The following is a 21,049-nucleotide window of genomic DNA, read 5'->3' as shown; positions in this document are numbered from 1 at the left end:
AGCGTTAAGCGCAGAGAAGATGACTATGATAGGTATTAGGATATTTATTATTTTTTTATTAAGTGTTATAAGTACACTTGTTTCTGCGCAGGTTAAGATCCGGCTGTTTGCAAATCAGTCTCCCGAATCTGCAGTATTTACCGTTGTCGAAGGAAGCTATTCGATAAATACATATCATGGCGGAATAACACCTCTTTCAAAGGGTGAATCATTGATCATATCACGCTTTGATGGAAAGCTTGCTGTCAAGACACGAAATTCAACAGGATACATTGCCGACTCAGTTCTTTTCTCGGAACAAACTCCCGAAGCTTCATTTTCTCTCAGAATAAACGGACAATTACCTGTAAGGCAATATTATACCGGTGACTTACATTGTTATCCTGATCTTGGAACTCTGGTTCTTATAAACAATTGTGATGTTGAGAAATATATTGCCGGCGTTGTTAAAGCTGAAGGAGGAAGCGGCAAAAATATTGAGTATTTCAAGTCGCAGGCTGTTATTGCAAGGACATATATGTATAAGTATTTCGACAAGCATATGCAGGACAAATACAATGTTTGTGATAATACGCATTGCCAGGCTTTTAACGGAACGTCAACAGATACTATCCTAAATAAAGCTGCCATGGAAACCCATGGTGAGGTTATTCTTGATCAGGATAGCGTCCTTATCATTTCCGCCTTTCATTCCAATTGCGGAGGCGAAACATCATCTTCCGAGGATGTCTGGCTGACAAGTCAGCCTTATCTGAAACGTGTTATTGATCCTTATTGTTTAACGTCCCGCAATGCATTGTGGGAGAGGAGTATAGCTCTTGAAGACTGGGTTGGATACTTAAGAAAATCAGGTTTCTCAGGTAACTCTGATAATCCTTCACAATTTGGATTCACTCAGAAGTCCAGATTAACGACTTACAAAGCAGGTACATTTACAGTGCCGTTAAGGACTATTCGAACAGATCTTAACCTGCGCTCTACTTTTTTTTCGGTATTGCCGGAGGGTGACACAATAAAACTTAAGGGAAGAGGTTATGGTCATGGTGTTGGCCTTTGCCAGGAAGGAGCAATGGCGATGGCAGCAAAAGGATTTGATTATAAGCAGATTATAGATTTTTATTATGTTGGGGTTCTAATTTCAGATATAGCTAATTTGCCCCCCAACCTCCCTAAAGGGGGCTAAGCCTCTCATATTGATGGAATTAGTGAAAAATATCATAATCTGCATAAAGGAAAACAAGAGTAAATAAAAAAGTAAAAAGTCTGATATATAGGAGTTTAATCCCCCTTTAGGGGGGCAGGGGGGCAGAAAAGGGGCAATAAAACAGATATAATATAACAGAATATGTACGCAATTTTCAGGAAGGAGATAACAGGTTTTTTCAGCAGTCTGACAGGATATGTTGTAATAATCGTTTTTCTGCTTGTTAACTCCATGTTTATGTGGGTGCTTCCCGGCGAATGGAATATTTTCGACAGCGGATATGCTGGTCTCGATACACTGTTTATACTTTCTCCATGGATCTTCATGTTTCTTGTTCCGGCTGTTACAATGCGGATGATCGCAGAGGAGAAACGTCTTGGTACTATTGAACTTATTTTTCACGACCGATCAGTGAACGGGAGATAGTCTATGGAAAATACCTGGCTTCAGTTGCTCTTGTAATTATAGCACTTCTACCGGGTTTAATATACTATATATCAGTTTATCAGCTAGAGCTACCCCTGGTAACCTTGATATTGGCGGTACAATCGGAGCATTTATCGGATTGTTTTTTCTGGCAGCAGTTTATGCTTCTGCCGGTATACTGGCATCTTCGCTTACTGATAACCAGGTAATTGCATTTATCATTGCCGTTACAATCTGTTTCATGATGTTTATCGGTTTTGATTCATTTGCCTATCTCCCGGGTCTGAAAAAGTAGACGAAGTAGTAATCCGGCTCGGAATAAATGAGCACTACAAATCGATTAGCAGGGGAGTAATTGACATAAGGGATATTGCTTATTTTCTTGCTGTTATAGCAATCTTCAACGAAATAACTGTATTCAAACTTCAATCTCATAAATGGAATTTAAGAAAGCTTGAAGCAAAAAACTGGATCAGGCTGATCGTCTCTTTTTCGGTAATCATTATTGTTACATCTGCCTGTTCTCTTATAAGGTTAAGGGCAGATCTGACAGAAGATAACAGATATACACTTTACACTCCAACCAAAACAATTCTATCAGGTATTAAGAATGATATCTATATACAGGTCTATCTCGACGGGGAGATCCCCATTCCGTTGAAACGTCTTAAAAGATCTGTGAGAGAAATGCTTGATGAATTCAGGATCACCTCCGGAAGAAGAATAGACTATGAGTTTATTAATCCATCGGAGGGCAGGGATGAAAAGCAACGGAATACACAGTATCAGAATCTGGCAAATAAGGGACTGACACCTATCAATTTGCAGGCCGGTGATGCGGAGGGCGGATCGACAAGGAAGATAATATTTCCGGGAATGATAGTTAACTACAACGGGATTGAGGTCCCGGTTAACTTCCTGAAGAATAATCCGTCTATACCTTATGAACAGAATATCCTGCATTCTGTGGAAGGACTTGAATATGAAATGATTCAGACTATTTCCACTTTAAGTTCTGACACGATATACAAGATTGCTTTTCTTGAAGGGCATGGCGAGATGCCGGAGATAGAGACAGCTGATATTACCTGGAATCTTGCAAAATATTTTACAGTCGACAGAGGTACAATAGGAGGAAAGTCAGGTATTCTCGACAGCTACTCTGCAGTTGTTATTGCCGGTCCGGAGGAAGAATTCAGTGAAGCTGACAAGCTTGTACTCGATCAGTACATAATGAAAGGTGGAAAAGTCGTATGGATATTTGAGGAGGTTTCCGTCAACTCCGACAGCCTTGCTCTTGGTGAAACAGTTGGCCTCTACAGACCTCTTAACCTTGAGGATCAGTTATTCAGGTATGGTGCAAGGGTTAATCCTTCAATTATTCAGGATCTCGATTGCATGGTTATCAGGCTGAAAGTCGCAACAGGGGGGACTAATCCGCAGCTGGTTCCGGCACCATGGGTCTATTATCCAAAACTACATCCTTCACAGAATCACCCGATTACAAGAAGCATCAATAAGGTGAAAGGGGAATTTGTTAATTACATTGATACAGTCGGACTTGACAGAAATATTAAAAAAACAGTTCTCCTTTCAACCTCAGAGCTGGCAAAGACACTTAATCCCCTGTTATGATAAGCCTCCGTGAGGCTGAATTGATAGCCGATGAAAAACCTATAATAAACCTTATCTTCCCGTAGCTGTCTTACTTGAAGGGATCTTCCTTCTGCTTTCAAGAACAGGATGATTAGCGGGATTACTGATGACAAGAATCTTGTTGTAAGGAACGAGAGCATTAATACAAAAATGATTGTAATCGCCGACGCTGATATTATAAGGAATGAAGTCAGAAGATCAGGCATGCAGGCGGCTCCGGTCCCGCTCGGTCAGGATAAGTATACCGGAGAGATCTTCGGTAACAGGGATTTTCTTGTTAACTGCCTTAATTACCTTGTTGATGATAAGGGAATCCTGGAACTCAGATCGAGGGAGCTCAAAATGAGACTTTTAAACACAGTAAAAGTGAAGTCTGAGAAGCTGAAATGGCAGCTTATAAATGTAGGGGGTCCGGTAATTCTAGTCATTCTGGCCGGATTGGTTTATGGGTATATGAGGAGGAGGAAGTATGCAAAGTGAAAAATTCAAAGTTCAAAATTCAAAGTTCAAAGTTCAAAATTCAAAATGAATCAATAGCCCCGCGGCTTTAGCCCGGGGTAGGCAAAACATCAACAAATTAGCGCCGGATTAGAAATCGGATTATGTTCAAAGAACTGACCCCGGCGCTTAAAAAATGCAAAGTAAAAAGTGAAAAGTGAAAAGTGAAAAATGCAAAATGCAAAGGTGAAAAGTGAAAAGTAAAGGAATAGGTACCATAATTGCTGTCATAGTAGTATTTGTATTACTGCTTCTCTTGTTGTTCCGGAACAGGTCGCCGTTCGGGAAGAGCAATACGTCATTTGCAGCTGAGCCCAAAAAAGAGATTACTAAGGTTCAGTTCCTTCAGGGTAAAGAACGACTCACACTTGAAAAGGAGGGTGATGAATGGATACTGAATGGCAAAACAGAAGCAAGAAAAAGCGGTGTTTTGTTTATTCTGCGGGTGATGAAAGAGATTAAAATAAAATCGCCTGTTTCTCAGGAACTGTTTGAATCAGAGATTATTACTAAAAATGTTGATCCGGTTAAAGTCGTGGTTTATGAAAAAAGGAAGATCATAAAGAGTTTCTATGTTTATAAAACATCTTCAAATGTGTATGGTAATATAATGAAGACAAGTGCCGGGTCAAAACCGTTTATAGTTTATATGCCTGGTTTTGAAGGTGATATTGGTTCAGGTTTTACTCTAAATGAGCTTTTCTGGCAGCCTTACACTGTTTTTAATCTTCTGCCTTCGGAGATTTCATCGGTGGATTTTGAAAATCTGACGGATAGTGTTAATTCTTTCACAATAAAAAGCAACAACAGAAATTATTCATTTACAGACAGAACCAATAATCTCACAGGCTGGGATACAGCGCTTGTTACAAGATATCTTTCATATTTTACCCGTATTCCTTTTGAATCGTGGCTGACTGAAATTAATGAAGAGGAGAAATTAAAAATCAAATCAGAAAAACCTCGCTACAGGATAACTGTAAATACTGTATCAGGATCAAAAATCGTCCTTTCTCTCTGGGAAAAGACAATCGGAGACAGCGGATCACAGCAAAAAGACAGTGACAGGCTGATCGGCAAGACTGATAGTCGCGATGAGTTCTTCATCATCAGGTATTTTGACATTGATCCCCTGTTAAAGAAGAGATCATATTTCTTCCCCCGATAAATTGATTTTTTCGCTCCCCCTGGGGCCCATAGTTGTCAACCTTAGGCTTGGTGATGAATGAGAAACAGCATAAAAGAGTTTCCACTCCTTCTAACTAATCTTTATACACTTCTTATTTACATTCATAGGCAGGCTCAGCCCGGAGGGCTGATAATCCAATAGCCACGGTAACGTCCGTGGGAAAGGCTGGGTGAGATATATCAACCCCGGAGTGGGTTGAAAATAATTAAATTATCAGATAGTCCTCATTGAAGTCCACAGAATGTTCCTTCAATAACTCAATTAATTCATCTTTAAAAGAAACGACTTTATGGTGCTCTCTCTGCCCTACAACATATCTAATGAGATTTGCCTTCGAAGAAATATGGTATGTAAAGCTGCTGTAGCCAACCTGCCATCCGCTAAAATGAGAAAACATCCTGCTATTCTGTGACATCATTTTATGACTGGCAAGTTTAATGTCCTTGACTATATATGCAGGTGCTACAGTAGGATGAAGATGTGTAATTATATGAATATGATTACAGGCTCCACCAACTATATATGAATGGCATGATTTATTTTTCAGAATACCGGCTATATATGCGAAAAGTATGTTTTCGTTCTCTGTATTCAAAAATGGAGTATAGTCATAGGTTCCGAAGACTATTTGATATAGAATCTGGGTGTAGGTTGACATATTTATCTTTTTAGCAGCGAGTATAAATTTATAAATTAATTAAATCCTATAAAAACATTATGCAATATTTTTGAATTTTAATATCTATGAATTTATTCTTACTATTTGATTTTCAACGCCTCCGGCGTTGTTCCATTTATTATCGAATTACCACGGACGTTACCGTGGCTATTGGATTTTGACGCTTACAGCGTCTTTCGCCCAGATATAATGGAATTACACAATAAATGTGTATAAAGGGTAGTCCTTCAAAAGGAGGGGAGACTTATTTATGAAGTTTCTCACCCATCCCCAAGGCTTAGATTAACGGATGTGCTCTAGGGCCGGGGTAATTGAAGAACCGGATAAACTCTTTATTTTTGTTTGAGGTAATAGTTTTTTTTTGTAATATTGGTAATTAAGATTTGAGCAGGAATCATGGCTCAATTCCTTAGTTAACAGATGAATAGTGAAACTTGTGAATCAAAAAATCAACTTAAAACGATAACAATATGAAATTTGTTGTATCCAGCTCGGAACTTCTTGGTCATCTTCAGGCTATAAGCAGGGTAATCAGTTCAAAGAACACCCTTCCAATACTCGATAATTTTCTGTTTAATCTTTCAGGCAACGATCTTGAGATTACAGCTTCTGACCTTGAGTCAACTCTGATAACCAGGATGAAGCTTGAGAATACCGACGGTGACGGTACAATTGCCCTTCCTGCAAGAATCCTGCTCGATACTCTGAAAGAGTTTTCAGTTCAGCCACTTACATTTGATATTAACATGTCAACTATGGCTGTTGTTATCAGTTCTGAGAACGGAAAATTCAATGTTGTTGGTCAGAACGGTATCGACTTTCCGGCATTACCGGCAATCAAAAAAGATAAGAAGATTGTATTCAGTATCAATGCAGATGTCCTGCTTTCAGGTATCACCAAAACACTCTTCGCCACTGCAGATGATGAACTGCGTCCGGTTATGGGTGGTATTTTTGTTGAGGCATCAACTGACAAGATAACCTTCGTGGCATCCGACGCTCACAAACTTGTAAGGTATCAGCGAACAGATGCTCATGCTGATGATAACGCTTCATTTATTCTTCCGAAGAAACCTGCCTCCCTTCTGAAAAATATTCTGCCAAGGGAATCCGGTCCGGTAACTGTTGAGTTTGACGATAAAAATGCCTTCTTCAATCTGAGCGACTATAAAGTTGTTTGTCGTCTGGTTGAAGGGAACTATCCAAATTATAATTCAGTTATTCCAAAGAACAACCCGCGCAAGATCACTATCGACAGGGTTGAGTTTTATAATACGCTCAAAAGAGTATCTGTCTTCTCCAACCAGGCAAGCAATCTTGTGAAGCTTCAGCTGAAAGGAAACCAGATTATGGTATCGGCACAGGATATCGACTTCTCGATTTCAGCATATGAGAGGATCAAATGCCAGTATGAAGGGGAGGAGATTGAGATTGGTTTCAAGTCTGTCTTCCTGCTTGAGATCCTTGCAAATATCGCATCTCAGGATGTTATGATTGAACTGGCTGATCCGACAAGGGCTGGTCTGTTCCTTCCTGTTATTGCAGATAACGAATCGGAAGATCTGCTGATGCTTCTTATGCCAATGATGATAAACGCATAGCCATTGAATCTGAATCTTAAAAGCCGATCGCTTTTATCGATCTTGAAACGACGGGTATTAACGTAACAACTGATCGCATCGTTGAGCTTTCGGTACTTAAGATCCATCCAAACGGTAAGGAAGAGTGGATGACCACCAGGGTTAATCCGGAAATGCCTATTCCTCCTAAAACAACTGCTATTCACGGTATTACAGATGCAGATGTGGCAAATTCACCTACTTTCAAAGAAGTTGGAAAAAACCTTGCAGCCTTTCTTGAGGGGTGTGACCTGGCCGGATATAATGCCATAAAATTTGATATCCCTGTTCTTGCTGAAGAGTTTCTGAGAACAGATATCGACTTTAATTTCAGAAAGCGCAGATATGTGGATGTTCAGGTTATATTTCACAAAAAAGAACAACGAACCCTTACCGCAGCTTATCTTTTCTACTGCAGGAAAGAACTAGAGGGGGCTCATGGGGCAAAAGCCGATACTGCTGCAACATTTGAAGTTCTGAAGTCACAGCTCGACAGGTATCCTGACCTTGAAAATGATGTTGAAAAGCTTGCAGATTTTAGCTCATTCAACAGCAATGTCGATTTTGCAGGAAGAATTATTCTTGATGAAAATGGTGTCGAGGTATTTAACTTCGGAAAACATAAAGGGAAAGCCGTTGAGAAGGTTTTTGCAGAAGAGCCTGCCTACTACTCCTGGATGATGAACGGTGAATTCCCTCTCTATACAAAAAAAGTTCTTACAGAAATAAAACTCAGATCGTTCGGCAAAACTCAGGGTTAAGATGAAGATAATCTGTATCGGACTGAACTACAGAAAGCATGCAATTGAGATGGGATGGCCGATCCCTGAAGAACCCGTTGTCTTTTTAAAACCCGACTCGGCACTTCTTAAGAATAACAAACCTTTCTTCCTTCCGGGTTTCTCCGATAATATCCACTATGAAGTTGAGGTAGTTATAAAGATCAGCAAGCTTGGTAAGGGGATCTCTGCAAAATTTGCACCCCGTTATTATGATGAGTTGACTCTAGGCATTGATATCACAGCCCGCGATATTCAGAGCCGGCAGGCAAAAAACGGTATGCCATGGGAGCTCTCAAAGTGTTTCGATGGTGCAGCACCAATAGGTACTTTTGTTCCTGCTGCCTCTGTTAAAGATATGAGCGACCTCGATTTCAGACTTGAGATTAACGGAAAAATTGTCCAGCAGAGCAATACCTCCGATATGATATTCAATATCAATGAGATAGTGGAATACGTTTCAAGGTATTTTACTCTTAAAACAGGCGATCTTATATTTACCGGTACTCCCTCGGGTGTTGGTCAGCTGAAGAAGAATGACAATCTTGTAGCCTATCTTGGGGATAGGCCGCTTCTTGATTTTATGATCAAGTAGTTATTACCGATTCTGCTCTGTCCCTGTAATACTCCCCGGCCAGCTTATGTTTGATAAGGATTATATCAATAAACTCCTGTGCCAGATTTGACATCTGCGATCTTTTCCTGTGAATATGTCCTTTCTCAGGATGGGTATTGAGAAATGATGGACCATTGTATTTTTTTGAAAACCAGGGTAATATCAAACCAAATGCATTGCTGTACGCTTCCATTTTTGTTATTCCGCCTACTCCGAATGAGGAGTCCCCTTCGAACTGGACTTCTTCATGAATTATCTTTCCGATTAGTCCTTCCTTCTGATAATGAACCAGTTGTTTAAATAATTCAGATTCCTCTGATAGCATGCTTGCCCGGAGTATCACATGAAATGGCTTATGGAGGTATATATTGTTACGGTTCCTCCCGGCCAGGTAACAGGCTGTTTGCGCAGCTACTATGGTACCGGAGCTCGAAGATGTTATAATAAGTTGTGTGTCAGGTGATATGCCGGCTGAGACGATCATATTAAGAGCCTCTGAGATCAGCTTCTCATTATCGGGATTGACTACCGGTTTCTGGGCATTATTCAGAGCCCAGATAACATTAAGCATGGTTGATTTATAGTAGATCCCTTTAATATACTGAAAATCATCTTCAAAGATCTGATTCATCAGACTTATAAAAGAGCCGGTAAATTTGTTGAACCTGGTATCCCAGTTATCAGCCCCGGGAAAAAACCAGACCTTGCATTCCTCTTTATTTATGGCATTAATCAGTTCGCCGGTACTATTCATAAACGCTAATTAAACCAATACGAAAGTTTAACTACCAAACCTCTGTTCTTGATTGTATAGTCGCCCGGGAATGAGTTTTCTGTGTAGACAATGTAAAGGTCAGAAACCGGTGCAAAGCGCCATTGAAAACGAAGGTTCAGATTCAGGTTGTCAATCTGGTTATTATATTGAACAAACGAAGTAAAGAATAATTTATCAGTGAAAGTCAGATCCAGGCGTGGGCCAATTAAAAACAGTTTCACACTCTTATATGGATCAGGTAAAGAAATGTCATTGTAATTTGCTGTAATTGAAATGCTTCCATAAGGCTGAGATCTGTAGTTGATTGTTGCCCCAAGTGTTGATCTGGTTCCGTTATAATAATTACCATATCCGCCATTTACGCTGAAATTAAACATCTTGCGAAAGTCAGAAGAAAAGTTAACTCCTGCCGATTGCCAGTTATAATCACTTCCTGCAATGAGTTTTATTCCGCCGCTGTTAGTAGGGTCAAATGCGTTGCTGAGCTTTACATAATAGTCACTTACATTAAAGGTAACCTGGTTTCTGTTCTGCCATCCAATTGTATATGTAAGCTGCGTTTGACGGTCAGTCATTTCTGCGCTTGGATCAAGAATAATGTCAAAATCAAATCCCGGACCATGGCTTAGTATTTTACCCGAAGCTGGAAAGAACAGATACTTAATCCCCGGGGCTACCTCGAAATATCCCGTTCTTCTTATATACCCGACCTCCGAAACATAATCCGCACCGATCCAGGTCTGTTCGAAGCTGGCTTTCAGGGAGCGGCCTGAATATAACAGACTGTTTGCTACTGTCGCAGCATCGCCTGTTGCTCCCGGATAAAATGCCTGATGATAAAATGATTTTCCGGCCCACTTGTTATTCTTACTTGCAAGGTTGTATTCCAATCCTGCTACTCTGTTATATTTATATCCTGTATAAACGGTATCATTATAATTTCCTGTAACCTGTTTGTTTACAAGGAATCCAACTACGCTCGATCTGTTGAAAACCTGTCGCTGCAAAACCGCAACAGCAAAATTGGTTGATGGAATATCTTCTTTTGATCCGGTTTGCATATCCATTACGCCTACTCTCCAGTTTTCTCCAATCCTTCCGCTTAGTCTGCCTCCGCCAATTACCGGTATATTTAACCCGATCCGTCTGGAAAAGAAAGGCTGATCGCCGGTTGTGCCCAGATTCGAAAACAGGTCGCTGTTTTCAAGAAAGAACTGTCGCCTTTCAGGGAAGAACAGTTCAAAACGGTCGAGATTTGTTTGTTGACGGTCCTCTTCTACCTGAGAGTAATCAGGATTTACAGTAAGATCGAGGTTCATTGATGAGGATAATATCATTTTAGCATCAAAGCCTCCATTACCCTTCCAGTTTGTACTCTCATTCAACTGATTATTTTTGGTTGCCTTTGCTGTTACGTAAGGGATCAGAGAAAAGCGAACTCCCGCATTGCCTAATGGTTTATCCCATACAAGTGTTCCGGTATGAGGAAGAGAGCAATGATTCAGGTTGCGGGGTATTGGTGCCCAGGCCGATTTCTCATTTGTTTTCAGATCCAGACGTCCGAAATTAATGCCCCATTCAGTGGATCCCTCAAAATAACGGATACTTCTGAAAGGAATACTAAACTCTATCACCCAGCGATCGTCGTAACTGGTTACAGCCGACTTCCATTTTATGTCCCAGCTGTATGAAATCAATTGGGCATCATGTTCCAAGCCTTCAGTCTGCGCACCAGCAGCTGAAACACCAAAAGCAAATCCATTTGTCAGATCATTATAGGTGTCAATAAATAACATGAAGTTATCGTTCTTCGAAAAATTGAAATCTCTCCGCAAAGATTCAATTGGCCTTTTCCCGGGAGTCGGATCATAGCAGATTGCACCAAGGTAAAAATTTGTCTCATCATAGGAGATCATAACTTCAGTCTGAGCAATCGCGAAACCTGTGTCAGAAGGAGTTACGGTATGAAAATTTCCAACCCGCTGAGCTGTCTTCCATGCTTCGTCATCGAGAATACCATCAATAACTACCGGTTTACTGGTACCGGCAATGTTGATCCGGTAATTATCGCGGTTTACACCTTTAGTCTGACCGGACAGATTATAGTTCACACAGAGTATCAGAACAATACTCAGAAAAATTGAAGATTTAAACATCAGGTTAGAAATTTGACCACAAGATATGTAAAAATCATAAACAGTCTGGAAACGGCTTATGTTACTTAACATACTTTAACTAACCGGTTTTTTATTTGGGATAAAAATTCAGAGTATTTAAATCACTTCTGATTAATTGTTTTAATTTTAACGGAAGAGTTTAAAACCAGTTGAGATGAATATTATAATATGTGAAAATGCTGCGGAGCTAGGATTAAGAGCTGCCCGGCTTGCAGCTGAAAAGCTGAACCAATCAATTGCTGGCAGGGGAGAGGCACGACTCGTTGTATCTACAGGAAGCTCCCAGTTTGAGACTTTAAGCGCGTTATTAAGTGAAAAGGTTGAATGGGAGAAGGTTGAGATTTTTCATCTTGATGAATATATCGGGCTTCCTGTAACCCATCCTGCAAGTTTCAGAAAATATCTGTACGAACGATTCATTAATCATATAAAGGCAAAAGCGTTTCATAGTGTTGATGTTGAGGGATCTATCGAGCAAAAGATAAAAAAGCTTACTGAAGAGATCAGAAGGAAACCTGTTGATCTTGGACTTATCGGTATCGGGGTAAACGGACATATTGCATTTAATGATCCGCCAGCTGACTTTGATACAAGGGAAGCGTATATCGTTGTTAATCTTGATAATGAGTGCAGGATGCAGCAGGTTAATGAAGGGTGGTTCAAATCTCTTGAAGAGGTACCGGCGCAGGCAGTTTCAATGACACCCTGGCAGATAATGCAGTGCAAAACGATCATATCGTGTGTCCCTCATAAGGTTAAGGCAACTGCAGTAAGAAATACATTATTAAATAAGGTGACGGAAGTTGTGCCGGCAACTTTGCTTAAGCAACATCCGGAATATCATCTTTATATTGATAAAAACTCATCATCGGCGATCATACCTTTTTAATTCTATAGATGGAAAGAGTCAGGAAAAAGTCAGATGATGATATTTTACTTTCAGGTATTGAAGGTATCCATTATTCCAATGGCAAACCAGTCAGACTGGAGGTAAAAAACGGGATCATTACTGAAATCCAAGAGATAAAAGTACTCAGTAATCAGCAGACTAAATTATATGTGGCACCCGGATTAATTGATAATCAGATTAACGGGTACGCTGGTATAGATTTCTCAGGAAACAGATTGAATGATAATGATTTACTTACTGCTGCACAAGCAATCTGGAGTGAGGGAGTTACCTCTTTCATTCCAACAGTTATTACAAACAGTCATGAGAATATTGTTAAAAATTTAACAATACTTGGTGAAGCATGTAAGGCCGATGAACAGCTTCGTAAATCAATCCCAGGATTTCATCTCGAGGGACCGTACCTGTCACCTGTTGAAGGATACAGAGGCTGTCATCCGGAACAATACATGCGAAAACCATCTTTTAAAGAGTTCTCTGAATATCAAAAGGCATCAGGCGGAAGGATAATACAGGTAACAGTAGCTCCGGAACTTGAAGGTGCAATGGAGTTCATTAAGGAATGCACCGGAAATGGTATAATCGTTGCAATTGGTCATAGCAATGCATCCGCAGATAAGATTAACAGGGCGGTTGATAATGGTGCAACAATTTCAACTCATCTGGGAAACGGATGTGCAAACTTAATTCACAGGCATAATAATCCGTTATGGCCTCAGCTGGCGAACGAAAAACTCACACCATCAATAATTGCTGATGGCCATCATCTTACTGCCGATGAGATCAAAGTGTTCTGCAAAGTCAAGGGAACTGATAATATAATTCTTACTTCTGATGTTATTTATCTCGCTGGAATGGTGCCCGGCCGGTACTTATTCCTTGGAGCTGATGTCTTACTGAAAGACGATGGGATGCTAATCAATGAAGAGCTGAACTGTCTTGCAGGTGCCTCTTTCCCTTTGAAGAAGGGTGTTGAGAATATAATGAAACTGGCCGGCTATTCACTTTCTGATGCAATTAAGATGGCCTCGGAAAATGTCGCCCGTCTCTACAGACTGAATTCACTTGGAACACTCGAAAAAGGCAAAAGAGCCGATATTATATTATTCGAATTAGTAGAAAACCAAATACATATTAAACAAACAATACTAAGTGGAAAAACTGTATTTAAATACAATTAACCGGACTCTTTTTTAACCACAAAGCACACAAAGAAGGCTCAAAGAACACAAAGATAGCCTAATTCCTTTGTGACCTTTGCGAATAACCTTTGTGACCTTTGAGGTTATGGATTTAAATTTTACAACAAACTACTTCATATGAGTACAATTGATTATATAGTCTTATTCGGATATTTCATTTCAATTACGGCTTTCGGCCTCTGGATGGCAAGAAAGACAAAAACAAGCGACGCCTATTTCAGAGGTGAGCGTAAATTCAAATGGTACATAATGATTGGTCAGGCTTTTGGTGTAGGCACACATGCAGAAATGCCTGTAGCACAGACAGGTGCAACATTCAGTCAGGGATTCGCCACAATCTGGTACCAGTGGAAAAACATGCTTATCACCCCGTTTTACTGGCTTATTGCACCTTTCTACAGAAGGAGCGAACGCACAACTGTTGGAGAGATAATCGAGGACAGGTACGGAAGCAGGATGGGTCTTGTATATTCTTTGTTCGCTGTTTCATTTTTTGTATTCAACATGGGTGTAATGCTTCAGGGAGCTGCAATGGTTATTTCAGTGGCATCAGGAAATCTTATATCGCCAACGATGGTCGTTCTGGTTATGACAATAGCTTTTATTATTTACAGTTTTGCCGGAGGTTTAATTGCTGCGGCATATACTGATTTCATTCAGGCTTTTCTTATCATAATTCTGTCAATAATGCTTATACCGCTGGGATTAAGTGAAATAGGCGGCTTTGCAGGAATGAAGGCTGTGCTGCCCGATCATTTCTTCGACCTGTTTAACAGTGCCAGCGGGATTGACGGATTTACGATTGCCATGCTTGCAGTTAACGGGATTGTTGGAATAACGGCTCAGCCTCATATGATATCAATGTGCGCAACAGGGAATACTGAAAGAGCCGGACGTATCGGTCAGACATTCGGTTCGATGGTAAAGCGTCTTGTAACAATAGGATGGGCCCTTACCGGTCTTGTTGTGGCAGCACTTGTTATTAAAAACGGAGTCACTCTTGAAAATCCTGAGATGGCTTTCGGATATGCATGCAGCGTGCTTCTGGTACCCGGATTGGTTGGCTTAATGCTGGCCGCAATTGTAGCAGCCAACATGTCGGCATGTTCAAACTTCATGGTTAATACAGGAGCCCTTTTTACAAAGAATTTTTATAAAAAATATCTTAAGCCTGATGCACCGGATCAGACACTTTTATGGATGGGCCGTTACTCGGGACTGGGATTATCAGTTCTTGCTGTGTTATTTGCACTCAGTATTAAGAATGTTCTGCACGCATTTCTGTTCACTGAGACTCTTGCCGCTTTTATGGGCATAATTTTTCTAGGCGGTATTATCTGGAAAAGAGCAAACAGGTATGGCGCGGCAGTTGCGCTTGTTGTATCTGTATCTGTTTATTATGCTGTGAATTATGTAAATACAGGTGAGCTGATGCTTGTATATAAGTGGAAACCTGCACCTTTTGGCATGGCAATGCTATCCGGTTTTTTTGTATTCTGGCTGGTTAGTATTCTTACAAAACCTGAAGAGAAGGAGAAAATAGAATCATTCTTTGACAATATGAGAAGAAAGTCAGATGCCAGGCAGCTGCTTCCCGACGGCAGGAAACCATTGGCATCCGATACCGGTGATGATCTCTTGCTTCTCGATCTTCCGGGCTGGGGACATAAAGAAAGGTGGGTAAATTTCTTCCGGAGATACAGGGAAGATCTAATTGGTTTCCTCCTAAGCTGGGTAGTTGTGGGAGCGCTTATCCTGCTTGCCTGGGGAATACTTCAGATTTAATAATTTCAAATTACAAAAAATGAATCTTTTTGATTTAGGACTTACAACTGAACTTTCAGAATATATTAAGGAACATATTTCTTCCGACCTCACAATAGGAAGGGTAACACAGGAACACAGAGAAAGATATGCTGTGTCGACAGGAGAAAAAGAGTATGAAGCTGAAATTACAGGGAACATGAGGTTTACAGCAAGCTCGAGGTCTGATTTTCCTGCTGTAGGCGACTGGGTAGCAATGATGACATATGATACAGATTCAGCAATAATACACCAGATCCTGCCGAGAAAGTCAGTTCTTGAACGTCAGGCTGTAGGGAAAGCCGGGGAAAAGCAGATAATCTCATCAAACGTCGATTGTGCTTTTATAATGCAATCTATCGACAACAACTTCAATATTAACAGATTGGAAAGGTATCTGTCGGTTTGTTATTCTTCAGATATTGAACCGGTGATGGTAATAAGCAAAATTGATTTATCTACAGAATCAGACATTCAGAAGGCTGTCAGCGGACTCGAGACAAGAGAAAAGAAAGTAAAATATATACTTCTCAGTAATGTTACAGAGGAGGGACTTGATCAGATTGTTTCCATTATTCAAAAGGGAAAAACATACTGTATTATCGGATCATCAGGTGTAGGTAAATCAACCTTAATAAATAATCTTTTAAAAAAGAATATCCTTAAAACAAAGGAAATTAGTCTTAGCACCAATAAAGGAAGACACACTACTGAACACAGAGAACTCTTCATTCTTGAAAATGGCGGAATAATTATAGATACTCCGGGTATGAAGCTGCTTGGCATGGCTGACAATATTGAGGGAATACAGGTAACATTCAGTGATATTGCCGAACTTTCATTAAAGTGTAAATTTCCTGATTGTCAGCATATTAATGAAAAAGGATGTGCTGTGATTGAAGCTCTAAAGAACGGTACAATAGACAGTAAATCCCTTGACAATTACATGAGAATGTTAAGGGAACAGGAGCATTTTCAGAGTACTGTGGCCGAAAAGCGCAAAAAGGATAAGCAGTTTGGAAAGATGGTAAAAGATGTATTAAAGGAGCAGAAAAAGAACAAGTTTTAGGCTGGTATGTTGCTGAAATACTGATCTTATAGTTATTATTCTGAAACCCTATTGAGTGATGTAAGGTAAAGATTTAGGATTATTTAACAGATCGTATTACCCCTTTTGGTTTGGTAATAACTGATACTATACTTAACTTTGAGTGTTAATTTAATTTTAAGAAGATGGGAAATTTTGGAGCTACTGAGATCATTCTGATATTACTTGTTGTTGTACTTCTTTTCGGCGGACGTAAGATTCCTGAACTTATGAAGGGAATTGGTCAGGGCATGAAAGAATTCAAGAAAGCCTCACGCGTTGAGGATGAGCCTGAGAAGAAAAGTACTGATACTAAAGAAGAGACTAAATAAAAAAGGTTGTTGCAGAATTACGTTGTGAAACAACCTTCGTTTTCATAGCGTATTGTTGATCAGTCTGATACAATATATTTTGGCGCTTTTCTGTGTTTTGTTCCCTGTTCGTAACTGTATGCAATTTCGAGCAGCATTGGTTCGTTCCATGCCTTGCCGAAGAAGGTGACACCAACAGGCAGATCATCAACAAAACCCATAGGTACTGTAATAGCAGGGTAACCTGATATTGCTGCAAGCGATGAACTTCCTCCAACAAAATGATCACCAAGGAGCAGATCTGTCTTCCAGGCAGGTGATCCTGTTGGTGCCATAATAGCATCAAGCTTATTGCTGTTCATAACTTTATCAATTCCATTTTCGCGTGTTGCTCTGAGCATAAGTTGCAGAGCTTTTTTGTATTCCGGCGAATCAATGGGTCCCTTCTTTTCGGCCATCTCAAGAAGCTTCTGATCGAAATATCTCAATTCGATGCTATCGGTTTTGTTGAATTCAATAAGTTCTTTAAGGGTTCTTACTTTCGCACTATCCCCAAGACCAGCAAAATATTTATTTAATCCATCCTTAAATTCATACAGCATCACCTCAAAAGAGGCATCTTCATAATTTTCTCCTCTCGGGAATTCAATTTCAACTACCTCAGCGCCATTTGCTTTCAGGTAAGCTACAGTCTCATTCATAAGAATATCCACTTTATCTGAAAAGCCCATAGATTTTTTCATGAGTCCGATGCGTTTACCATTTAATCCATCCTTCTTCAGAAATTTTGTATAATCCTTAAGAAATTTTCCGGCAGAGGCAAAGGTTTTTGAATCTGCAGAATCAATTCCGGTAAGCGCTCCAAGAGCAATTGCAACATCTTCAACTGAGCGTCCCATCGGACCGGGAGTATCCTGTGTAAAGCTTATGGGAACAATCCCGGAACGGCTTAACAGTCCAACGGTAGGCTTAATTCCAACTATTCCGTTATTATTTGAAGGGCATACTATTGAACCGTTTGTTTCTGTACCTATTGCCAGCATACAGAGGTTAGCCGACACTGCAACACCTGATCCTGAACTTGAACCGCAGGGATTACGGTCGAGTACATAAGGATTTTTGGTTTGTCCGCCAACACCGCTCCAGCCGCTCGACGACATCATTCCCCTGAAATTTGCCCATTCGCTCAGATTAGATTTTCCTATTATTACGGCACCTGCCTCCCGAAGCTTTTTTGCCACATAACTGTCTGCCTCAGGGAATGAATTCCTGAGGACAGTTGCACCTGCAGTTGTTGGCATCTTATCATGGGTATCAATGTTGTCCTTAAGTATCACAGGTACACCATGCATTGGACCTCTGCTCTTGCCTGCAGCTAGTTCACGGTCGAGTTCTTCAGCGATCTGCAGAGCATCAGGGTTGATCACAATAACAGAATTGAGTCCGGGACCATTTTTGTCTATTTCGATTATGCGGTCGAGATAAGTGCTGACAACGCTAGTAATTGTATATTTTCCTTCCTTATAGCCTTGCTGGAGCTCTGTAATTGTCAGTTCTTCAATCCAGTTGTTTTCGGGCTCTTCCTGAACCTGATTATTTACCGGCGATTTGCATGTTATAAGTACCAATAGAAGGGAAGCAATGAATAATGGAAATCTTGAGTTTATTACTGTTTTCATCTCTGTCAGAATTTGTTTGACTAAGTATGTATTTCTTTGTGTCCCTTAGTGTTATCCTTAGTGTTCCTTTGTGGTTAATGGATTTTTTTACCACAAAGGGCACAAAGTACTTCACAAAGTAGCACAAAGGAGTAAAAAGAACGATCAAAAAAATTGCCTTTAATTGTATGAACGATAAAAATATGAATAATAAATCAAATTAATCTATATTTGTTATCAGACAGCTTTCAGGCTGAAATATAACTACTAACTGTCCGGAGAATATGAAAAACATTTACATTCAGATTCTTGATTATCAATCCGGAAAATCACCTTTGGCATTGGCCACTGTTACATCAACGAGCGGGTCTACTCCTCAGAAACCCGGAAGTTCTGCACTGTTCAGCATGAATGGCATTGTTACGGGTACCATTGGAGGAGGGATTGTTGAAGGTAAAGTGCAAAAACTGGCTGTTGAAGCACTCAAATCAAAGGAGTCTGGCCTCTTCCTTTTTAACCTTGCTAACGATATATCAAATAAAGAAGATGCTATTTGCGGCGGTCAGATAAGTGTTTTGATTGATGCTAATCTCAATAATTCTGTTTCGGTTTTCGGGCAGATAAAGAAGTCTCTTGAAGAAAGAATTCCCGGTGTTCTGATAACCATGGTGACCATGTATAATGAGAAGAGTGTACTGATAAACCGTTACTGGATGAGCAGTACAAATTCTCCTGAAATACCTCAGCCCTTTCTGGAAAAGATTTCACCTGTAGTTATCGAACTTGTTAATTCTAAGAATCCTTCAGACTACAGGCAACTTGAGATAAGTATTCCCGGAGAAGAGCCGGCTTCTGTCTTTTATCTGGAGCCAGTATTCCCTTTGCCAAAGCTTATTATTGCAGGTGCCGGACATATAGGGAAGGCTCTTTCGCATCTCGGCAGCAGACTTGATTTTGATGTTACAGTTATTGATGATCGTCAGGAGTTTGCAAATGCTGAAAATCTTCCTGATGCCAGGACTATTATAGTAGGTGACATTGGTAGGGCAGTACAAAATATTAAGAAAGGTGATGATACATATATCGTTATAGTCACACGCGGACATAAAGATGATGCTGAAGCCCTGAAACCCTGCATCGGAACAGATGTGGCTTATACCGGCATGATTGGAAGCAGGAAGAAAATTGCAGCCATGCGAACTCATTTTATTGAGCAGGGTTGGGCAACAAAGGAGCAATGGGATTCAATTTATGCGCCGGTTGGGATAGATATAAAATCGCAGACAGTTGAGGAGATAGCGGTTAGTATAGCGGCTCAGCTTGTGCTTGTCAGGAATAGTCAATCCGCAATCCGCAATCCGAAATCCGAAATATCTTAATTCTAAAATGGGAACGATCCGGGCAATAATACTGGCAGCAGGTGAATCGAAGAGGATGGGCTTTCCGAAGATGCTTCTTGATTTCAACGGGAAGAGCATGCTTGAGAAGGTCATTGAAAATGTTAAATCATCAGATGTAAATCAGATAGTGGTGGTTTTGGGAGCGGAAAAGGATAAGCTTCTCAAACTGGTAAATAAAATGAGTGTAAGTTATTGTTATAATGAACATTATAAGAAGGGAATGCTTTCATCCGTACGATGCGGGGTGGAAACTACACCCGGGGATTGTGATGCAGTGCTGGTATTTCAGGGTGACCAGCCTTTCATATCTCCCAAAGTTACAAACATGGTGATTGGCGCTTACCGTTCAACAGGTAAAGGCCTGGTAATGCCTGTCTGTAATAAGAAACGTGGCCATCCGCTTTTAATAAGCAAAATGTATCTGGAAAAAATTGCACTGCTTGATGATCATGAAGGACTGAGATCACTTGCTTATCTTTATTCAGATGATGTACTTGAGGTAGAGACTGATGATCTGTCAATACTCAGGGATTTTGATACTTACGAAGAATATAAAAAGGAAATAAATCAAATATTGTAACTATGGAACAGAAAATTACTTTTCAGTTAAACGGGAAAAAGACTGAAGCGATGCTTGATCCTTCACAGACACTTCTGTGGGTGCTTCGCGATCATTTCGGTCTTACCGGGACTAAGTTTGGCTGCGGAATGGGATTCTGCGGATCGTGTACCGTTCTTATCGACAATGAACCGTTAAGATCGTGCCAGGTAACTGTTGGTGAGGTTGCAGGCAAAAAAGTGGTTACCATTGAGGGCCTTGCCGAAAAAGGGAAATTACATCCTGTTCAGAAGGCATTTGTTGAACACGATGCACTTCAATGCGGTTTCTGTACTCCGGGTATGATAATGAATGCAACCGGGCTGCTCTTAAAAAATCCAAATCCTACCACCGAACAGATCAAGGCAGGAATGGAGGACAACTTGTGCCGTTGCGGAGCTCATGTTAGAATTGTTGAGGCTGTTAAAACAGCTTCCAAAGAAATGAAAGGAGGGAAGTGAT

General features: G+C 40.3%; 19 protein-coding genes and 1 pseudogene. 16 read left to right on the top strand and 4 right to left on the bottom strand.

What is annotated here, in order from left to right; translation table 11 throughout:
• Positions 1–25 precede the first annotated feature (25 nt).
• The 5 genes and pseudogenes from IPJ16_02745 to IPJ16_02725 all read left to right on the top strand — a co-directional run bounded on the left by IPJ16_02745 (position 26) and on the right by IPJ16_02725 (position 4,952).
• Positions 26–1,183, top strand: coding sequence for a SpoIID/LytB domain-containing protein (locus IPJ16_02745; GenBank protein MBK7626115.1), 1,158 nt, complete (start codon positions 26–28; stop codon positions 1,181–1,183).
• A 162-nt stretch (positions 1,184–1,345) separates the two neighbouring features.
• Positions 1,346–2,032, top strand: a pseudogene (gene gldF / locus IPJ16_02740) (gliding motility-associated ABC transporter permease subunit GldF).
• 255 nt (positions 2,033–2,287) lie between these two features.
• Positions 2,288–3,265: a Gldg family protein gene (locus IPJ16_02735; protein MBK7626114.1), complete on the top strand. Its 978-nt coding sequence runs from the start codon at positions 2,288–2,290 to the stop codon at positions 3,263–3,265.
• A gap of 108 nt (positions 3,266–3,373) precedes the next feature.
• Positions 3,374–3,766, top strand: coding sequence for a hypothetical protein (locus IPJ16_02730; protein ID MBK7626113.1), 393 nt, complete (start codon positions 3,374–3,376; stop codon positions 3,764–3,766).
• A gap of 211 nt (positions 3,767–3,977) precedes the next feature.
• Positions 3,978–4,952: a hypothetical protein gene (locus IPJ16_02725; GenBank protein ID MBK7626112.1), complete on the top strand. Its 975-nt coding sequence runs from the start codon at positions 3,978–3,980 to the stop codon at positions 4,950–4,952.
• A gap of 226 nt (positions 4,953–5,178) precedes the next feature.
• On the opposite strand, the gene IPJ16_02720 is transcribed toward IPJ16_02725, so the two are convergent.
• Positions 5,179–5,631 carry a transposase gene (locus IPJ16_02720; GenBank protein ID MBK7626111.1) on the bottom strand — a complete coding sequence of 151 codons (453 nt, stop codon included), beginning with the start codon at positions 5,629–5,631 and terminating at the stop codon, positions 5,179–5,181.
• A gap of 491 nt (positions 5,632–6,122) precedes the next feature.
• Between IPJ16_02720 and dnaN the strand changes: the two genes are divergently transcribed.
• From dnaN to IPJ16_02705, 3 genes are read left to right on the top strand one after another with little or no spacing between them, the layout of a single operon-like run.
• On the top strand, positions 6,123–7,253 hold the full coding sequence (dnaN, locus tag IPJ16_02715) for a DNA polymerase III subunit beta (GenBank protein MBK7626110.1): 1,131 nt from the start codon (positions 6,123–6,125) through the stop codon (positions 7,251–7,253).
• Between the two features lie 26 nt (positions 7,254–7,279).
• Entirely contained in the window at positions 7,280–8,032 is a 753-nt protein-coding gene (locus IPJ16_02710) for a 3'-5' exonuclease (protein ID MBK7626109.1), read from the top strand.
• 1 nt (position 8,033) lies between these two features.
• Positions 8,034–8,645, top strand: a complete 612-nt coding sequence (locus IPJ16_02705) for a fumarylacetoacetate hydrolase family protein (GenBank protein ID MBK7626108.1) — start codon at positions 8,034–8,036, stop codon at positions 8,643–8,645.
• Here IPJ16_02705 and IPJ16_02700 read toward each other — a convergent pair.
• Together IPJ16_02700 and IPJ16_02695 are read right to left on the bottom strand one after the other, a co-directional pair.
• A complete protein-coding gene (locus tag IPJ16_02700; protein ID MBK7626107.1) occupies positions 8,638–9,420 on the bottom strand; it encodes a hypothetical protein in 783 nt (260 codons plus the stop codon). The two genes, IPJ16_02705 and IPJ16_02700, sit on opposite strands and share 8 nt — an antisense overlap.
• Positions 9,421–9,425: 5 nt before the next feature.
• Entirely contained in the window at positions 9,426–11,597 is a 2,172-nt protein-coding gene (locus IPJ16_02695) for a carbohydrate binding family 9 domain-containing protein (protein ID MBK7626106.1), read from the bottom strand.
• Positions 11,598–11,772: 175 nt separating this feature from the next.
• Here IPJ16_02695 and IPJ16_02690 point away from each other — a divergent pair, with 175 nt between their 5' ends.
• From IPJ16_02690 to tatA, 5 genes are all read left to right on the top strand, one after another.
• Positions 11,773–12,507, top strand: coding sequence for a glucosamine-6-phosphate deaminase (locus tag IPJ16_02690; GenBank protein ID MBK7626105.1), 735 nt, complete (start codon positions 11,773–11,775; stop codon positions 12,505–12,507).
• Between the two features lie 8 nt (positions 12,508–12,515).
• Positions 12,516–13,709 (top strand): N-acetylglucosamine-6-phosphate deacetylase, encoded by a 1,194-nt coding sequence (gene nagA / locus IPJ16_02685; protein ID MBK7626104.1) that lies wholly within the window; start codon positions 12,516–12,518, stop codon positions 13,707–13,709.
• Between the two features lie 138 nt (positions 13,710–13,847).
• Positions 13,848–15,515, top strand: a complete 1,668-nt coding sequence (locus IPJ16_02680; GenBank protein ID MBK7626103.1) for a sodium:solute symporter family protein — start codon at positions 13,848–13,850, stop codon at positions 15,513–15,515.
• A 19-nt stretch (positions 15,516–15,534) separates the two neighbouring features.
• The gene (gene rsgA / locus IPJ16_02675) at positions 15,535–16,602 is read left to right on the top strand and encodes a ribosome small subunit-dependent GTPase A (GenBank protein MBK7626102.1); all 1,068 of its coding nucleotides are present in this window, start codon (positions 15,535–15,537) and stop codon (positions 16,600–16,602) included.
• Between the two features lie 164 nt (positions 16,603–16,766).
• Positions 16,767–16,952 (top strand): twin-arginine translocase TatA/TatE family subunit, encoded by a 186-nt coding sequence (gene tatA / locus IPJ16_02670; protein MBK7626101.1) that lies wholly within the window; start codon positions 16,767–16,769, stop codon positions 16,950–16,952.
• A gap of 59 nt (positions 16,953–17,011) precedes the next feature.
• Here the strand turns inward: tatA and IPJ16_02665 are convergent, their stop codons facing one another.
• Entirely contained in the window at positions 17,012–18,610 is a 1,599-nt protein-coding gene (locus IPJ16_02665) for an amidase (GenBank protein MBK7626100.1), read from the bottom strand.
• A gap of 263 nt (positions 18,611–18,873) precedes the next feature.
• On the opposite strand from IPJ16_02665, the gene IPJ16_02660 reads away from it, so the two are divergent.
• Genes IPJ16_02660 through IPJ16_02650 form a run of 3 tightly spaced genes read left to right on the top strand, consistent with a single transcriptional unit; the run spans position 18,874 to position 21,048 of the window.
• Complete coding sequence (locus IPJ16_02660; GenBank protein ID MBK7626099.1) at positions 18,874–19,968, top strand: XdhC family protein; 1,095 nt, start codon at positions 18,874–18,876, stop codon at positions 19,966–19,968.
• Between the two features lie 7 nt (positions 19,969–19,975).
• Positions 19,976–20,569, top strand: a complete 594-nt coding sequence (locus tag IPJ16_02655) for a nucleotidyltransferase family protein (GenBank protein ID MBK7626098.1) — start codon at positions 19,976–19,978, stop codon at positions 20,567–20,569.
• 2 nt (positions 20,570–20,571) lie between these two features.
• Positions 20,572–21,048: a (2Fe-2S)-binding protein gene (locus tag IPJ16_02650; GenBank protein MBK7626097.1), complete on the top strand. Its 477-nt coding sequence runs from the start codon at positions 20,572–20,574 to the stop codon at positions 21,046–21,048.
• Position 21,049: the final 1 nt, after the last annotated feature.

The organism is Bacteroidales bacterium, assembly GCA_016709865.1.
GTDB lineage: Bacteria > Bacteroidota > Bacteroidia > Bacteroidales > VadinHA17 > LD21.
The sequence above is the reverse complement of the archived record's forward strand: the minus strand, read 5'-3'. Positions and strand labels throughout refer to the sequence as shown.

What these genes read in the sequence shown, in the direction of transcription:
- IPJ16_02745 (MBK7626115.1), top strand. Translation starts at nt 26, where the DNA reads ATGATAGGTATTAGGATATTTATTATTTTTTTATTAAGTGTTATAAGT.
- IPJ16_02730 (MBK7626113.1), top strand. Translation starts at nt 3,374, where the DNA reads ATGATTAGCGGGATTACTGATGACAAGAATCTTGTTGTAAGGAACGAG.
- IPJ16_02720 (MBK7626111.1), bottom strand. Translation starts at nt 5,631, where the DNA reads ATGTCAACCTACACCCAGATTCTATATCAAATAGTCTTCGGAACCTAT.
- dnaN (MBK7626110.1), top strand. Translation starts at nt 6,123, where the DNA reads ATGAAATTTGTTGTATCCAGCTCGGAACTTCTTGGTCATCTTCAGGCT.
- IPJ16_02705 (MBK7626108.1), top strand. Translation starts at nt 8,034, where the DNA reads ATGAAGATAATCTGTATCGGACTGAACTACAGAAAGCATGCAATTGAG.
- IPJ16_02700 (MBK7626107.1), bottom strand. Translation starts at nt 9,420, where the DNA reads ATGAATAGTACCGGCGAACTGATTAATGCCATAAATAAAGAGGAATGC.
- IPJ16_02695 (MBK7626106.1), bottom strand. Translation starts at nt 11,597, where the DNA reads ATGTTTAAATCTTCAATTTTTCTGAGTATTGTTCTGATACTCTGTGTG.
- IPJ16_02690 (MBK7626105.1), top strand. Translation starts at nt 11,773, where the DNA reads ATGAATATTATAATATGTGAAAATGCTGCGGAGCTAGGATTAAGAGCT.
- nagA (MBK7626104.1), top strand. Translation starts at nt 12,516, where the DNA reads ATGGAAAGAGTCAGGAAAAAGTCAGATGATGATATTTTACTTTCAGGT.
- IPJ16_02680 (MBK7626103.1), top strand. Translation starts at nt 13,848, where the DNA reads ATGAGTACAATTGATTATATAGTCTTATTCGGATATTTCATTTCAATT.
- rsgA (MBK7626102.1), top strand. Translation starts at nt 15,535, where the DNA reads ATGAATCTTTTTGATTTAGGACTTACAACTGAACTTTCAGAATATATT.
- tatA (MBK7626101.1), top strand. Translation starts at nt 16,767, where the DNA reads ATGGGAAATTTTGGAGCTACTGAGATCATTCTGATATTACTTGTTGTT.
- IPJ16_02665 (MBK7626100.1), bottom strand. Translation starts at nt 18,610, where the DNA reads ATGAAAACAGTAATAAACTCAAGATTTCCATTATTCATTGCTTCCCTT.
- IPJ16_02660 (MBK7626099.1), top strand. Translation starts at nt 18,874, where the DNA reads ATGAAAAACATTTACATTCAGATTCTTGATTATCAATCCGGAAAATCA.
- IPJ16_02655 (MBK7626098.1), top strand. Translation starts at nt 19,976, where the DNA reads ATGGGAACGATCCGGGCAATAATACTGGCAGCAGGTGAATCGAAGAGG.
- IPJ16_02650 (MBK7626097.1), top strand. Translation starts at nt 20,572, where the DNA reads ATGGAACAGAAAATTACTTTTCAGTTAAACGGGAAAAAGACTGAAGCG.